This window comes from Trinickia diaoshuihuensis (assembly GCF_003390925.1).
In the GTDB taxonomy this organism is placed as follows: Bacteria; Pseudomonadota; Gammaproteobacteria; order Burkholderiales; family Burkholderiaceae; genus Trinickia; species Trinickia diaoshuihuensis.
Genome location: NZ_QUBS01000010.1, coordinates 65,512 through 81,591, shown reverse-complemented (window position 1 = coordinate 81,591; position 16,080 = coordinate 65,512). Strand labels below are relative to the sequence as shown.

Genomic DNA, 16,080 nt, shown 5'->3' with positions numbered 1-16,080 from the left:
GGCCGGCCGAGCGACGCTCGGCCGGCCGCTTTCGCTTACGGGGTGTCCGCAACGTGTTGCGCGCTCGTCGAGAGCCAATGCCGGTCTTACGAGATTCAGTATTGACAACCGAAGCTTATGCGAAAGTCTGCGATCGCTTTAGGCGTCGGCTTATTGCTTATCAGAGAAAACGAGGTGTCCAGCCCGGCAATCATCAGACGTATCCGTCCGCCAACGAAACGACAATTCGGTATCACATACAGGAAATGCTGTATATCGAGAAATTTTTAGGCGAGCAGGGAATTGCTGCCGAATTAGAGCCGTATTTACCGCTTCGACACACGGCGGCAATCTAAGTCAAGGCTGAAGATTGCATAAGGAAAGAACCCGAGTGGCGGGTAGCGAGCGGGTGCCTAATTACTATAGCGCCCGGGTGGACTTGCCATACGGCCCAGAGACTGCCCAAGTTTGCCCACGTGAGACAGGTCTCGCCTGCCGGAAAATGGTGAAAAATATTCCGCTGTCGTTTTTTTCTGTTTCGATTTGACCGATTGAGACAGAATGCCGGTATCCCCGCACCCCAGCCCACAGACCGGCAGCGAAGACGTGAGCCCCTCTCGCGGTCGAGGCGCGTGGCGGAAAAGCACTAATTGAGGCCTCTGTATAAATTAGGGTACGTTTGCTTGACGCAAACGATTGCGCGTGCGAATTATTGCGCGAGATGGCAGTTCCGCGCGCCGTTACGAGGCCTGAAATCGTTTCGGAATCACTTCGTTACATATCGCCGGATTGCGGTCCGCAAAAAATATTCTAATATGGACACCTTTCAAGAATTCGCTAACGCATGCCAGTGATCCGCTCCAGGGCGATAGTTCTGCGCGGCCATTTAGGCGTGGCATGTTTTTTGTTACGTCGTCGCGATGGTATGCTTTCTGCACTATTTTCCCGAGCACGAGCGAGACTGCCTTTTTTGCTTCAACGGAGGGCAAAGCCGCACTGACTGCGTGCGATTTTGATTGGCGGTAACCGAGAACAAAACAATTTGTGCAACCTGGCGGTCCGTTTGGAGTAGGCCATTCCAGACTGACCAAGTGTCGCAGCCCGGCCAGGCTGCGGGGAGAAAAACATGTTCTTTGAGGAATTGACCGACGACGAGTGGGCTCGCCTTGCGCCGCTGGCGGCCGACGAGCCTGTACACCCGCATCGCCGTGGCCGGCCGCGCGCCGAGCCGCGCGTCGTGACGAACGCGGTGCTGTGGATTCTGACGACCGGCGAGCGATGGTCGAAACTGCCCGCTCGGTATCCGTCGGGGCCCACGTGCCGACGCCGTTTCGACGATTGGCTCGCGGACGGCACGCTCGCGAAGATCGTTGCGATCCTATCGGAATTCGGCCGCACGTTCGCTTACGTGCCGCAGCCGGACACCGTGGCTCAAACCACCCCGAAGGCCGCGCCGCTGCCCGCTCCCGAGTCGCCGCGTCTGCGAGGCGTGTTCTGGACCAACCCCGAGTCGTGGCATTCGGCCAGTAAAGCGGTCGAATCGCTCGACGGCAATGCCGCGAACGGAGCGTGCGCGAGCACGGTGCGGCGCGATTTGCCTGTCGTGGCCTCGTCGCGCCGCGCGCCGACGCCGGGCGCCGCATTGCGCGCCGCCAGCGAGCGGCCCGACCCGGCGCCTCTCGTGGATTCGATGGCCGTCACCAAACGCTCGGAAGACTACCGCGGCTACGTGATTCATGCCTGCGCCCAGCCGGTTGCCAAACAGTTGCAGCTCAGCTATCGCGCATCGGCCGAGATCGTCAAAGAAGGGCGGCGCATCGAGCGCTCGGGTCTCATCGGCCCGCGCTTCGCCGACAATGCAACGGCCGAAGGTTATGCGCTCGACTGGGCACGCGATTGGATCGATCGGCACGAAGCCGCTGCCCAAGCTCGTTTGGAAGCCATGGATCAGACGAGCGCCGTCGCTGCCGACGCCTCGCAGGTACAGAGCACGCAAGAGGCTCAAAGCGCCGCTTTGGAGCCCGCATTGGCCGCGGCACCCGCACAACCTGCGCAGCCTGCGCAACCGGCCCGTGTGCTCGACCCCAGCATCATTCGCAGCCGGACGCCGGAATGGCTTCTTCACGCGCACCCCGATGGTCGTGGCGACACGAAGCCGCCTGAACTCCTGTTCCACGCTTGACACGTATCGTTGTAAATCTTGCATGGATGATCGCGCCAACTGCCGATGCATGAGTGTGTCGGCGGCGGGCGCGATGCGTGACGAAATCGCGTTCGTCGCGCGCGGCAATGCGGGGCAAACGGTACGAGTCATCAGCCTGACAGTCGTTCACGAGAATCAACGGGACCGTTTAAGTGTGACAGGAAGTAAATCGACAAAAAAACCGTAACGGCCGATGCGGCATACCCGCGGGCTGTCCCTTGCGTCTGCCACAAAAAAATTCGAAAAGATTGCCGGCGCATGCAAGGACGCGAATTTTTTCGGATTTGCTTCGCTTGCCGTCGGCTTTTTGTTGTCGCCAGATGATCACTTTGCCGGTGACGGGCGGCCCGGGCGCGGGCTCGCCTGTCCGACGCTGCCCCATTTCTCGTTGTTCTTTGAAGGGCCACCACCATGAATGTGACCATCATCGGCTGCGGCTACGTCGGCCTCGTAACGGCGGCGTGTCTCGCGGACGTCGGTAACGACGTCTGCTGTTATGACGTCGATCAGGACAAGATCGGCATTCTCGAATCGGGCGGCATCCCGATCCACGAACCGGGCTTGCATGAGATCGTTGCGCGCAACAAGGCGGCCGGCAGGCTGTCGTTCACGACCGATCCCCGTCGCGCGATGACTCAGCGCGAAGCGATTTTTATCGCCGTCGGCACGCCGAGCGGCGAAGACGGATCGGCCGATCTGCAATACGTGCTGGCTGCTGCGGCCGAAATCGGCCGGCATATCGAAGGGTTCACGGTCGTCGTCGATAAATCGACGGTGCCCGTGGGCACGGCGCGCCGGGTGCACGAGGCCGTCGCCGAGCAATTGGCGCAACGTGGCGTGGACGCCATGTTCTCCGTCGTCTCCAATCCGGAGTTCTTGAAAGAGGGCGCCGCGATCGAGGACTTCACGCGGCCGGAACGAATCGTCGTCGGTTGCGACGAGGATGTGCCGGGCGAACACGCGCGCGAGACGATGAAGCGGCTGTACGCCCCGTTCAATCGCAATCGTGACCGGATGCTGTTCATGGACGTGCGCTCGGCCGAGTTCACGAAGTATGCCGCCAACGCCATGCTCGCCACGCGCATCTCGTTCATGAACGAACTCGCGAATCTCGCGGAGCGCGTCGGCGCCGACATCGAGGCCGTGCGGCGCGGCATCGGCTCGGATCCGCGCATCGGCTATCACTTCCTTTATGCCGGTTGCGGCTACGGCGGTTCGTGTTTCCCGAAGGACGTCCGAGCGTTGATGCAAACGGCGCAGGAACAAGGGCAGACGCTGCGGATTCTCGATGCCGTCTCCGAGGTCAACGCCGTGCAAAAGCAAGTGCTGGTCAATAAGATCGTCGCCCGCTTCGGTCAGGATTTGAGCGGCCGCTTGTTCGGCGTGTGGGGCTTGGCGTTCAAACCCGGCACCGACGATATGCGCGAAGCGCCGAGCCGCGTGCTGATCGCCGCGCTGCTCGAACGCGGCGCGCGCGTGGTGGCGTTCGATCCCGTCGCGCTGAAAGAGGCGCAGCGCGCCTTCGCCGCCGACCTGCGCGGCGAACCCGAAGCGCTGGGCCGCCTGACGTTCGTCGAAGATCAAATGGATGTCGCGGCCAATGCCGATGCGCTCGTCATCATGACCGAGTGGAAAGCGTTCAAGAGCCCCGACTTCGATAGCTTGAAATCGAGGCTCAAGCAGCCGATCGTCTTCGACGGGCGCAACTTGTACGAACCGCTGGCGATGGACGAGCTCGGCATCGAGTACTACTCCATCGGCCGGCCCGGCGCGGGCACCGCTCGCGCGGCCGACGATACCCTCGGGACGCTGGGCCGCCCGGCTGCCGTCTCGCTGTAATCCATGGGTGCTTGCCCGGCACCGGATCGGTGAGGGCATTCGGGAGCGGTTTTGCGCGGAGCCGTTCGGAGCCGCGCAAAACCGCCGATGGGCCGCGGCATTCGGCGTGCACGGGGCGACACGTGTATCATCGCCCCCGCGCCGCTCAATACCGAAAGTCCCATTCATACGATGTCAGTCGCCGAACTCAAGCGCCGCCGCACGTTTGCGGTCATTTCCCACCCCGATGCCGGGAAAACCACGCTCACCGAAAAGCTACTGCTTTTTTCGGGCGCGATTCAAATCGCCGGTACGGTGAAGGGTCGGAAGAGTAATCGCTACGCGACCTCGGACTGGATGGAAATCGAGAAGCAGCGCGGTATTTCCGTCGCGAGTTCCGTCATGCAGTTCGAATACGGCGATGCCGTCATCAACTTGCTCGATACGCCGGGTCACGAGGACTTCTCCGAGGATACCTACCGGGTGCTGACGGCCGTGGACGCGGCGGTCATGGTGATCGACGGCGCCAACGGCGTCGAGGCGCAGACACTGAAGCTGCTCGAGGTGTGTCGCAGCCGCCGCACGCCGATCGTCACGTTCATCAACAAGCTCGACCGCGAAGTGCGCGCGCCGCTCGATCTGCTCGATGAAATCGAGCAGCATCTGGGCGTCTCCGCCGTGCCGTTCACCTGGCCCATCGGAATGGGCAAGGAGTTTCAGGGCGTCTACGACATCATCCGCGACCAGGTGCGCGTGTTCCGCGCGGGCCAGGATACGGCGGGCGGCGCGGTGGAAACGCTCTCGGCCCCGAGCGACGAGGAAGGCGAGAAGCGCTTCGGTTTTGCGTGGAAGAAGGCGAAGGAAGAGATCGATCTGATCTGTGCGGCCACGCCGTCGTTCGATCGCGAGGCGTTCTTGGCCGGTCAGCAATCGCCGGTGCTGTTCGGATCGGCAATCAACAATTTCGGCGTGAAGGAAATTCTCGACGCGCTCGTGGAGCTGGCTCCGCCGCCGTCGATGCGGATGGCGGTCGAGCGGCCGGTGCAGCCGGACGAGCCGAAATTCACGGGCGTGGTCTTCAAGGTGCAGGCGAACATGGACCTCGCGCACCGCGACCGCGTCGCGTTCATCCGTGTCTGCTCCGGGCGGTTCGAGCGCGGCATGGCGCTGAAGGTCACGCGTTCGGGCAAGACGTTTCGCGCGAACAACGTCGTCACCTTCCTCTCGCAACGCCGGGAGACGGTTAGCGAGGCTTACCCGGGCGACATCATCGGTATCCCCAATCACGGCACGCTGAGCTTGGGCGATACGCTGACCGAAGGCGAAATGCTGCAATTCGTCGGCTTGCCGTTTTTCGCGCCGGAAATTTTCCAGACCGTCGAAGTCGTCGATCCGATGCGCGCCAAGCAACTGGGCGAAGCGTTGAAGCAACTCGGCGAGGAAGGGGCGATCCAGGTGTTTCGTCCCGCGCACGGCGGCTCGATGATCCTCGGCGCGGTGGGGCAATTGCAGTTCGAAGTCGTCTCGCACCGGCTGTCGGCGGAGTACAAGGTCGATGTGCGCATCATGCCGGCGCGCTATCGCATGTCGCGCTGGGTGACCTGCAGCGATCCGGCCGAACTGCGCCGCTTCACCGATGCCTATGCCGCTCGGATGGCGCTCGATGCCGCCAACGCGCCCACCTACCTCGCATCGCATATCTCCGAGATCGAAGTGGCGCAAAAGGCGTGGCCCAATATCGTCTTCAACGAGCTGCGGGAGCACTCGGGCGCGCCGTTCAAGAAGAATCTTTGAGGGTGGGGCGCGAATGCGGGGCGCTGCAAGCGGTCCGCGTTTCGCAGCCTAATCCATCAGATCGGCAAGCCGCGCAACGAGCGTGTCGACCGCGAGCCGTACCCTGAACGGCAGATGCGGCGTTTGCATCCACAGTGCGTATGCGTCGTACAGGAACGGGCGCCGTTCCGGCACGAGTCGAACGAGCGTGCCCGCCGCGATTCGATCGCGAACGAGCCACGACGGAAGCCAGGCGAGTCCGAGACCGCTCGCGGCGGCGTCCGCGATGGCATCGAGGTCGTCGAGGCGCACGCGGTTGAGGGGGATCAGTTCATCCACGGTGCCGTCGTCGCGAGGAAAAAGCCACGGTCGAATCCGGCCGGAGCGGCGATAAACGAGCCCATCGTGCTCGGCAAGCTCTTCAACCCGGCTCAGCCTGCCGTGCGCTTCGAGGTAAGACGGCGCGGCGCATACGACCATCCGTTGCCGCGCGATGCGGCGAGCCACGACACCGGCCTTGTCGTCGAGATCTCCCGTCCGAATCGCAAGATCGTAATCGCCTTCCGCCAAGTCGACGAAACGATCGTTGAACGACAAATCGAGTTCCAACGACGGATGCTGCCGGACCAAGTCCAGCAAGATCGGCGCGACGCAACGTCGGCCGAAATGCACAGGCATCGTGACACGCAGCTTGCCCCGCGCGTCCGAGCGCTGGTCTGCCGCAAGCGCTTCGGCGGCATCGGCTTCCGCAAGGACGAGGCGGCAACGCTCATAAAACGCGCGCCCGAATTCGGTCAGGCTTTGGCGCCGCGTGGTGCGCGTGAGCAACTGAACGCCGAGCCGCGTTTCCAAAAACCGAACATGCTTACCGACCATCGGTCCCGATAGGTCCAGTGCGTCGGCCGCCGCCGCGAAGGAGCCCAAATCGACGGCCTTCACAAACACGGCCATGCTGGTCAGGCGATCCATCATTCGAAACTCCCAGTTATGACTGTCTTGTCATCGCGCGATTTTTCTCGGCCGAAGCCGAAGGCATAGTGTATTCAACTCAACTACTTTCGAGTCGATATGACACGCGTCGTTCGTTTTCACGAGCATGGCGGTCCCGAAGTGCTGCGGATCGAGCAACTGGAGTTGGCCCCACTGAAACCCGGCGAGGTCCGGATACGAGTCAAGGCGCTTGGGCTCAATCGCGCCGAGGCGCTGCTGCGCAAAGGCACTTACATTGAAACCGCGACCCTGCCGTCGGGGCTTGGCCTCGAGGCGGCGGGATTTGTCGAGGCGATCGGAGACGGCGTGGAGGGTATCTCGCCCGGCGATGCGGTCAGCGTCGTCCCGCCCCTGTCGATGGCGCGCTGGCCCGCCTATGGCGAGCGAGCGACGTTTCCGGCCGAACTTGTCGTGAAGCACCCCGTCTCGCTGAGTTGGGAGGAGGCAGCCGCGGTCTGGATGTCCTCGCTGACCGCTTACGGCGCATTGATCGACCTGGCGCGGTTGGCGAAGGGCGAATTCGTCGTTGTGACGGCGGCGTCGAGCAGCGTCGGGCTGGCCGCGATCCAGATTGCCAATGCCGCGGGTGCGGTACCCATCGCCGTGACGCGTACTTCGGCGAAGCGCGCGGCCCTACTCGCGCATGGCGCCGCCCATGTCGTTGCGTTCGAGGAGGAGGCGTTGGCCGCGCGCTTGACGGACATTTCCGGCGTGCAAGGCGTGCGGGTCGTCTTCGATGCGATCGGCGGCCCGATCTTCGAGCCGCTAACCGCCGCGATGGCGCGCGGCGGCATCTTGATCGAATACGGCGGGCTCAGCCAAGAGCCCACGCCATTTCCCTTGTTCGACGTGCTCGCCAAGACGCTGACGCTGCGCGGCTACCTCGTTCATGAAGTCATTAGTAGTCCTACGCGACTCGCGGCGGCTAAGGCCTTCGTGCTTGAACACCTCGCTTCGGGGGCGCTGCGGCCCGTGATTGCGAAGACGTTCGAATTCGACGAGATCGTCGCCGCGCATCGCTTTTTGGAATCGAACGCGCAGTTCGGGAAGATCGTCGTCAGCGTGTGAACGAGCGCGGCCGTCCGTTTGATGATGCCGGGCTACTTCTTCGTCGACGATATTTCGATCGTGCGGCGCTGCGGGGCATCGGGGGCGATGACCCTTTTTGCCGTTGATTCCATCGCCCGCTTCGCCGCCTCGACGTATTCGTTCGGCACGAGCAGCCATGTTGCGTCCAGTGCGGAGGCGATCGATTCGAGCGTGGAGGCTTTCGTGTCGCCGCCACGGCCGCGCAAGACCGTGGAGAGATTGGGTACGGCCATGCCGGCGATCTCGCCGACCGCGGCCAAACTCATGCGCCGTCGCGCGCGCAACGCGGCGAGTTGATCGGTGAAATGCATGCGAGGGTCTCCAAGATGTTATGCTGCAATATAACATTTATGCGCATAACGTTTTCAGCGTAGCGGTGAGGGGGACGCCAAAATTTCGACGAAGGTGTCTCGTCGACAGGCCTCTGACTGGTCTGGCATTGACCCCCGTCAAACGATCGCTTCCCGGGCCTACGTACAGTGGCCCCATGGCCCAGAACAACGTCCCGCGCTGGCGCGCGCGGTTGCGCGCAAACTCGGCGCCCATATGGGCGCTCGTTGCGCTTGCGATCGCCGCCGGTCTCTATGGGGCCTGGCATTGGTCGTCACTGTTGCGAGGCACCGCCACGCCGGAGCGCATCATCGTATCGGGCAACATCGAGGCCCACGAAAGCGTGCTCAGCGTGACCCAAGTGCAGGCGCCCATCGTCTACCTGCCGTTCGACGAAGGTGCCCGCGTCGCGCAAGGCACCCTGCTCGCGCGGCTCGACGATCGCATTTACCGGCGGCAAGTCGAGATCGATCGGGCGAGCCTCGCGGTGCAGGCGGCGCAGGTGGACGCCAATCGCAGCACGCTCGCGGCGGCGACAAGCAGCGTCGTCAGCGATCGCTTCGATCTCGCGCAAAAGCGGCTTGACTACAGGAGGGCCGATACGCTTGCCCAATATCGGGCGCTCTCGCAGCAAGCCCGGGATCTCGCACTGACAGCTCGCGAGCAATCGGCGGCGCAACTCGCGCATGATGAGGCGCTCGTCGATGCGGCCCGCAACGCCGTCGTGTTGGCGGCGGCCAACGTCGAGGCGGCGCGCGCCAAGCTCGCGCTCGATGAAACGACCCTGTCCTACGCGGAGCTGCGAGCCCCGTTCGCCGGCGTCATTACCGTGCGCGAAGCCGAACTGGGGCAACTGGCCGGCCCCGGCGTCGCGCTCTTCACGCTCGACGAACTCGATCATGTTTGGCTGCGTGCCTACGTGAACGAACCCGACGTCGGCCGAATCAGGCTCGGGCAGCAAGTCGATGTCCGCACTGATGCCTATCCGGCCAAAATCTACAGCGGGCGAGTGAGCTTCATTTCGCCGCGTGCGGAGTTCACGCCGAAGACCGTCGAGACGCATGCGCAGCGCGTCACGCTCGTCTACCGGATCCGCATCGATATCGACAATCCGACGCACGAGCTGCTGCCCGGCATGCCGGCGGATGCGTCGATGGTGGCGCGTGCGAGCGGGCAATGAGCGAGGCTGCCGTCGTCATCGAGCACGTCGGACGCCGGTTCGGCGCGCTGCACGCCGTGCGCGACGTGACGCTCGTGGTCGAACGCGGTGAGATCTTCGGTCTGGTCGGGCCCGACGGCGCCGGCAAGACGACGCTCATTCGCATGCTGGCCGGTGTGTTGCACCCCGACGCGGGGCGAATCCTGCTCGAAGGAATCGACGTGGCCGCCGGCCCCGAGCGCGCGAAAACCGTCCTCGGATACATGCCGCAGCGTTTCGGTTTGTACGAGGATTTGACCGTCGACGAGAACGCGTTCTTCTACGGCGAGCTGTTCGACGTGCCGCGCAAGCGCTATCGCGAACGCATGGCGCAACTGCTCGATGCGGCCGGACTCGCGCCGTTCAGGCGGCGTCTGGCCGGGCAGTTGTCGGGCGGCATGAAACAAAAACTCGGGCTCGTATGCGCGCTGATCCATACGCCGAAGGTGTTGCTGCTCGACGAGCCGACGACGGGCGTCGATCCCGTTTCGCGACGAGACTTTTGGGCCATTCTTTACCGGTTGCGCGAACAGGGCGTGACGATCGTCATGTCCACGGCCTACATGGACGAGGCACAACGCTGTTCGCGGCTTGCTTTGCTGCACGCGGGCGAGGTGCGCGATTGCGCGACGCCCGAGGCGCTCAAACGCGGCGTGCGAGGTGCGTTGCTGTCGGTCTCGGGCGCCGCGCCGCGCGCTATCCGCGATGTATTGGCTACGGCGCCGGGCGTGCTGGACGTGTTGTCGATGGGCGACCGCGTCCATGTGCGGGTGGACGATTTATCGCGCAGCGCCGAACTGACGGCGCGGCTAAGCGCCGCGACGATCGATCAGGCGACGGTCGAAACCGTCGAGCCGGGTATCGAAGACGTATTCGTCGCACTGGTCGGAGAGGCGTCATGAGCATCCCGTCCTCGCCACCGCCTGTCGTCGTGGCGCGCGCGCTGACCAAGCGCTTCGGCAATTTCACGGCGGTGGACGGGCTCGATCTGGCGATCGCGAAAGGCGAGGTGGTGGGATTCATCGGGCCGAACGGCTCCGGTAAATCCACGACGATCCGCATGTTGTGCGCCCTGCTCGCGCCGAGCGCGGGCAGGGCGTCGGTGGCCGGCTTCGACGTGGCGCGCGAACCCGAGAGAGTGCGCGCTCACATCGGTTATATGTCGCAAAAGTTCTCGCTGTACGGCGATCTGACCTGCCGCGAGAACTTGCGCTTTTTCGCGGGCATTTACCGCGTGCCGCGCGCGGTGTTCGCCGAGCGGATGCGCTTTGCCATCGAGATGGCCGGCATCGAAGGGCGTGAGGATGCCCTCGTGCGGACGTTGGCGGGCGGCTGGCGACAGCGGCTCGCGCTCGGCTGCAATCTTGCATCGGCCGCCCGTGCTGTTTCTCGACGAACCGACCTCGGGCGTCGAGCCCCAAGCGCGGCGGCGCTTTTGGGATCTCATTCACGAGCTGGCCGGCGAGGGCGTCACGGTGCTCGTCTCCACGCACTACATGGACGAGGCCGAGTATTGCAACCGCATCGCGCTGATCGATGCCGGCCGGCTCATCACCGTCGGCAGCCCCAATGAACTGCGCGCGGAGCAATTGGGCGGGCAGTTGTTCGAGTGTGCTTGTCCGGCGCTGGGCGAGGCCGTCGCCACGCTGCGCGACGCACCGGGTGTGCTCGATGCGGCCATTTTCGGCGACAAGCTACATGTTTTGCTGGCCGATGCGCCCGGTGCACCCGCCGCTTCGATCGCCGCCGCCATGCCGGCGTGGCTCGCCCGCAAGGGAATCGAGGCGGGCGCATTCATGCCGATTCGTCCGGGCTTGGAAGACGTGTTCGTGCAACTCGTCTCGCGCGGCGCCGAACAGGGGGCATCGATGAGCATCCCGGCGCGTGCGCAGGGGGCGGGCCGATGAAGCCGCGCCGCTTGTTCGCCATCGCCTATAAGGAAGCGCTGCAAATCGGGCGCGACTCGCGCAGCCTCGCGATCGCGCTGCTGATGCCGTTGATGCAGATGCTGCTGCTCGGCTACGGCGTGAGTCTCGATATCCGGCAGGTGCCGCTGTGCCTGCGCGATGAGGCCCATACTCAAGCGAGCCGCGACCTCGTCGAGCGTTTCGTCGCCTCGGGCTGGTTCGCGCCGCAGCGCGCGCTGACGAGCGAGCGCGCTGTGCGCGAGGCGATCGACCGCGGGCGCTGCGCGGGCGTGGTTACGATTCCGGTCGATTTCACCCGCGTGCTGACCACGACCGGCGTCGCGCCGGTACAAGCCGTTTTCGATGCGACCGATACGAACACGACCAACATCGCGATCGGCTACGCGCAAGGCGTCATCGCGAAAACCGCGGCCGAGTTCGAAGCGCGCTGGGCGGCCGAGCATGGCACGGCCGTACCAGCGGTGGGCAGCGTCGATTTCGAACCGCGCGTTTGGTACAACGAGGGGCTCGACAGCCGCAACTTCATTATTCCGGGCGTGGTCGCCGTGATTCTTGCGCTCGTCGGCGCGCAACTCACGTCCTTGACCGTGGCGCGCGAATGGGAACGCGGCACCATGGAGCAGTTGATCTCGACGCCCGTCACGGCGCTCGAGCTGATGCTCGGCAAGCTCATTCCCTACTTCGCGATCGGTTTTACCGATGCGGTCTTTTGCATCGTCGGCGCCGTCTATTGGTTTCATGTGCCGTTCCGCGGGAGCTTGCTTACCCTGGCGGCCACGACGGCGCTATTTACGCTCGTCGTACTCGGCATCGGCTATTTGATGTCGGTGCGTATCCACAGCCAGCTCGGCGCGAGCCAAGTCGCGTTGCTGCTGACGATGCTGCCGACGACGATGCTCTCGGGCTACACGTTCGCCATCGAGCAAATGCCGGCGCCGATTCGCGCGGTCACCTTGATCGTCTATGCCCGTTACTACGTCACGATCTTGCGGTCGGTGTTTCTCAAAGGCAGCACGTTGATCGACCTTGCGCCGTCGGTCGCGGCGCTCGGGCTGTACGCGCTCGTCATCGGCTGGCTCAGCGTGCGCGCGTTTCGCAAGCACCTCGACTGAATCCGCGTTGAATCCGAGTAGGAGCCGTCGATGTTCGAACGCATCTACGCGATGCTCGTCAAAGAGTTTCTCGAATTGAAGCGAGACCGGTGGGCGCTTTTTCGGCTCGTCGTGCCGCTCGTGATGCAGGTGTTCGTCTACGGGTATGCGGCGACGTTTACCGTCAGCCACGTTTCAACCGCCGTGCTCGATTTGGATGGCAGCCAAGCGAGCCGCGATTTGATTGCCCGCTTTACGGCGAACGGCCGTTTCGACATCGTCGATTTCGCGCGCTCGCAAAAAGAGATCGCGCACGACCTCGACGCGGGAGTGGCCCAAGTGGCTATCGTCGTCCATGCGGGGTTCGCGCAGTCGCTCGGCAATGGCGCCGGCGCGCCGCTGCAAGTGCTCGTCGACGGCACGAACTCGAATACGGCGCTGATCGCGCTCGGCTACGTCAGTAGCATCGTGGCCCAATACCAGAGCGAGCGCGTGGCGGCCGCATGGCCCGCGCGCGCGGGTATCGCGCCACCGGCCGTTTCGGTGGCGATGCGCGAGCGACCTTGGTTCAACGACGGACTCGACGATCGATGGTTCTTCATTCCCGGCGTCGTCGGTACGCTGACGCTGCTGCAGGTGGTCAGCCTCACCGCATTCGCCGTCGTGCGCGAACGCGAAGTGGGCACGCTCGAACAAATCATGGTCAGCCCGATTCGGCCCGTGGAATTCATCCTCGGTAAGACCGTTCCCTCTTTCCTGATCGGTCTCGGCGACGTGGCGCTCGTGACCGCGCTCGGCATCGTTTGGTTCGGCGTGCCGTTCGTCGGCAGCGCGCTCGTCATGACGGCTGGGGTGATGCTGTTCCTGTTCGCCGTGATCGGCCTCGGCTTACTGCTCTCGACGTTCTCCCGCACGCAGCAGCAAGCGTTCGCGCTGAACTTTTTCCTCGTCAACCCGATTTTTATCTTGTCGGGGTTTGCGTTTCCGATCTCCGCGATGCCGCGCGTTCTGCAATGGCTGACGTACCTCAATCCGCTGCGCTATTTTCTCGTCGTGCTGCGCGCGGTGTTTCTCAAAGGCGTCGGTTTTGCCGCGCTGTGGCCGCAGTTCTTGGCCATGGGCTTATTGGCGTTCGCGATGTTGACCGCCAGCGTGCTGCGTTTCCGGAAGTCGCTCGATTGAAGCGGGCCTGCCCGCTGCCCACCATGCAGCGGCATCGCCTATGCTAACGGGACAGCAACCGGCGCTCGACGCGGCTCCTCCTTCTTCTTTTCCGCTAGGTGTGCGCAGCTATGACCGTTCGCAATCTCGATGTCTTGTTCCGGCCGAAATCGGTCGCTGTCGTCGGTGCATCGGCTCGGCCGGAAAGCGTCGGCTCGAAAGTTTGGCGCCAGGTGCTGGCCGGTGGATTCGAAGGTCCCGTCTGGCCCGTCAATCCCAAATACGCCGATCTCGACGGATGCGCCGTTTTCACCGACGTGGCCGATTTGCTCGAGCCGCCGAGCGTTGCGCTCATTTGCACGCCAAGCCCGACGTGGCCCGAGATCGTCGAGAAGCTCGGCCGGCTCGGCACGCGCGCGGCCATCATCGTCAGCGATACGAAGCGCGAGGCGGCCTCGCCCGATCTCGCGCGAGCGCTGGCGGCGGCCAGGCCGTTCTTGCTGCGCATCGTCGGGCCCGGCAGCGTGGGCGTCGTCACGCCGGCGCTCAATGCCCACTTGGGCGCGCCGTCCTCTACGGTAAGGGCGGGCGGTGTGGCGTGGGTCTCGCAATCGAACGCGTTGACGAACGCGGTGTTGGGCTGGGCCGCGGCGCGCGCCTTGGGTTTTTCTCATGCGATTGCGCTGGGCGGCGAGGCCGATGTCGATGCGGGCGACGTGCTCGACTATCTCGCGAGCGATCCGGGCACGCGTGCGATCTTGCTCGAACTCTCGGTCGTACGTGCGGCGCGCAAGTTCATGTCGGCGGCACGCGCCGCCGCGCGCAACAAGCCCTTACTGGTTCTGCGCACGGGACGCGCCGATCCTCGCGATGGGCTGTTCGCCGCGGCGTTCCGGCGCGCGGGCATGGTGCGCGTCGAATCGCTCGACGATCTGATCGACGAAATCGATACGCTCGGCGTCGGCCGTATCGCGGCCAGTTCGTCGGCCACGCTCGTGACCGGCGATCATGGCGTCGCGGCGTTGGCGGCCGATGCGTTCGCGCAAGCGGGCACCCTCCTCGCGCAGTGGCCCGCCGAGGCGGCGGCGTCCGTGGCCAAAGCGCTGCCTCATGCCGCGCCCGCCAATCCGCTGGTCCTCGGCAACGACGCATCGCCCGAGCATTTCGGGCTTGCGCTGGAAGCGCTCGCGCCGCACCGCGATACGGGCACGGCCTTCGTCGTGCATGCATCCACGCTAAGTGCGCCCGTAGCCGAGGTGGCGCGCGTGTTGATCGAGCGGCAGCGGTTCGCCTACCGCGGACTGCTGGCTTGTTTCTTCGGCGGCGTGGACGAACCCACCCGCGATGCGTTGCGTGCGCACGGGATCGCGGTCCATTCGACGCCGCACCGGCTCGCACGCGCGTTCGCGCGTCTCGTCGACTACCGGCTCGGCCGTGAGCTGCTGATGCAGACTCCCGAAGGCTTGCCCGCCCAGATACCGGCTTCGATCGAGGCGGTGCAGGCGCGGGCGAAGACAGCGCTCGCGGCGGGGCGGACGGAACTGGTGGAAGACGATGCGGCGGGGATGCTGCGCTGCTTCGGTCTCATCGTCGATGCGACGCAGTCGTGCGCCGTGCGGCAGGCGAGCGACGAAGACGAGCATGTCGTCGATGTGTCGGTGAATTTGCGCGACGATCCCGATTTCGGTCCCGTCTTCGAGTTCGTCGCGCCGGGTGCCGACGGATTGTCCGCCCCATTCGTCGCCTACGGTTTGCCGCCGCTCAATTCGGTGCTGGCGCGCGAGATCGTTTCCCGGTCCCCGTATGCACGCGTCGCACCTGTCGGACCCGTACTCGATGCGCTGACGGCGCTATCGGAAGCCGTATGCGGCGTCGAGCCGATCGTTGGCTTGACGGCAGTGCTACGCGTCACGCGCTCGCAGGTCCGGCTCATCGAGCCCCGTATCACGCTCGGGGCGGTCCGCGGGCGGCTCGCGATCGTGCCGTATCCGCGGCAACTCGAGGAGACGGTCGATTGGCACGGCCGGCGCTTGACGATACGGCCGATTCGGCCCGAAGACGAGGCAGCCCACAGCGCGCTCATTGCGGCGATGACGCCCGACGACTTGCGCCTGCGTTTTTTCGGCGCGGTGAGCGGTTTCGATCACACTCAACTCGCGCGCATGACGCAGATCGACTACGACCGCGAGATGGCGTTGATCGCGACGGCGGACGAGGGCGGGCGAACGGTCACGCTCGGCGTCGTGCGCACGATTACCGATCCCGACAACGAGGCCGCCGAGTTCGCGGTGGCGCTGCGCTCGGATTTGAAGGGGCGCGGATTAGGCCGGATGCTGATGGAGCGAATGGTGGCCTATGTCCGCACGCGTGGCACGCGCTCGATCGTCGGCGAGGTGCTGAGAGAAAACGCCCCGATGCTCGGGCTCGTCAAGAAGTTGGGCTTCGAGATGCATTCGACGGCGGATCCCGCCGTCGTCGAAGTGCGCTTGCCGCTGCGCGAGGACGCGCCGAAGCCGTAAC

12 protein-coding genes and 1 pseudogene are annotated in these 16,080 nt (G+C 64.3%); 11 read left to right on the top strand and 2 right to left on the bottom strand.

The features are described 5' to 3' along the window. From DXT59_RS01585 to DXT59_RS01570, 4 genes are all read left to right on the top strand, one after another. On the top strand, window positions 1–335 hold a 335-nt coding region (locus tag DXT59_RS01585), incomplete at its 5' end, for a DUF3501 family protein (protein WP_205417357.1). 770 nt (window positions 336–1,105) lie between these two features. Then, window positions 1,106–2,161 carry a transposase gene (locus DXT59_RS01580; RefSeq protein WP_116135187.1) on the top strand — a complete coding sequence of 352 codons (1,056 nt, stop codon included), beginning with the start codon at window positions 1,106–1,108 and terminating at the stop codon, window positions 2,159–2,161. A 432-nt stretch (window positions 2,162–2,593) separates the two neighbouring features. Further along, the gene (locus DXT59_RS01575; protein ID WP_116135186.1) at window positions 2,594–4,021 is read left to right on the top strand and encodes a UDP-glucose dehydrogenase family protein; all 1,428 of its coding nucleotides are present in this window, start codon (window positions 2,594–2,596) and stop codon (window positions 4,019–4,021) included. A 171-nt stretch (window positions 4,022–4,192) separates the two neighbouring features. Continuing rightward, window positions 4,193–5,794: a peptide chain release factor 3 gene (locus tag DXT59_RS01570; protein ID WP_116135197.1), complete on the top strand. Its 1,602-nt coding sequence runs from the start codon at window positions 4,193–4,195 to the stop codon at window positions 5,792–5,794. A 48-nt stretch (window positions 5,795–5,842) separates the two neighbouring features. Here DXT59_RS01570 and DXT59_RS01565 read toward each other — a convergent pair whose 3' ends face one another. Then, a complete protein-coding gene (locus DXT59_RS01565) occupies window positions 5,843–6,745 on the bottom strand; it encodes a LysR family transcriptional regulator (protein WP_240324358.1) in 903 nt (300 codons plus the stop codon). A 96-nt stretch (window positions 6,746–6,841) separates the two neighbouring features. Here DXT59_RS01565 and DXT59_RS01560 point away from each other — a divergent pair, with 96 nt between their 5' ends. Further along, window positions 6,842–7,831 carry a zinc-dependent alcohol dehydrogenase family protein gene (locus DXT59_RS01560; protein ID WP_116135184.1) on the top strand — a complete coding sequence of 330 codons (990 nt, stop codon included), beginning with the start codon at window positions 6,842–6,844 and terminating at the stop codon, window positions 7,829–7,831. Between the two features lie 32 nt (window positions 7,832–7,863). Here DXT59_RS01560 and DXT59_RS01555 read toward each other — a convergent pair whose 3' ends face one another. Next, the gene (locus DXT59_RS01555) at window positions 7,864–8,163 is read right to left on the bottom strand and encodes a helix-turn-helix domain-containing protein (protein WP_116135183.1); all 300 of its coding nucleotides are present in this window, start codon (window positions 8,161–8,163) and stop codon (window positions 7,864–7,866) included. Between the two features lie 176 nt (window positions 8,164–8,339). Here DXT59_RS01555 and DXT59_RS01550 point away from each other — a divergent pair, with 176 nt between their 5' ends. The 6 genes and pseudogenes from DXT59_RS01550 (at window position 8,340) to DXT59_RS01525 (ending at window position 16,079) form a co-directional block, all read left to right on the top strand. Further along, window positions 8,340–9,362 carry an HlyD family secretion protein gene (locus tag DXT59_RS01550; protein WP_116135182.1) on the top strand — a complete coding sequence of 341 codons (1,023 nt, stop codon included), beginning with the start codon at window positions 8,340–8,342 and terminating at the stop codon, window positions 9,360–9,362. After that, window positions 9,359–10,282 (top strand): ABC transporter ATP-binding protein, encoded by a 924-nt coding sequence (locus tag DXT59_RS01545; protein ID WP_116135181.1) that lies wholly within the window; start codon window positions 9,359–9,361, stop codon window positions 10,280–10,282. Before DXT59_RS01550 ends, DXT59_RS01545 begins: the two co-directional genes overlap by 4 nt. Further along, window positions 10,279–11,287: pseudogene (locus tag DXT59_RS01540) on the top strand (ABC transporter ATP-binding protein). Before DXT59_RS01545 ends, DXT59_RS01540 begins: the two are co-directional and overlap by 4 nt. Then, window positions 11,284–12,420: an ABC transporter permease gene (locus tag DXT59_RS01535; protein WP_116135180.1), complete on the top strand. Its 1,137-nt coding sequence runs from the start codon at window positions 11,284–11,286 to the stop codon at window positions 12,418–12,420. Before DXT59_RS01540 ends, DXT59_RS01535 begins: the two are co-directional and overlap by 4 nt. 30 nt (window positions 12,421–12,450) lie before the next feature. Further along, the gene (locus DXT59_RS01530; RefSeq protein ID WP_116135179.1) at window positions 12,451–13,581 is read left to right on the top strand and encodes an ABC transporter permease; all 1,131 of its coding nucleotides are present in this window, start codon (window positions 12,451–12,453) and stop codon (window positions 13,579–13,581) included. A 110-nt stretch (window positions 13,582–13,691) separates the two neighbouring features. After that, window positions 13,692–16,079, top strand: coding sequence for a bifunctional acetate--CoA ligase family protein/GNAT family N-acetyltransferase (locus DXT59_RS01525; RefSeq protein WP_116135178.1), 2,388 nt, complete (start codon window positions 13,692–13,694; stop codon window positions 16,077–16,079). Window position 16,080: the final 1 nt, after the last annotated feature.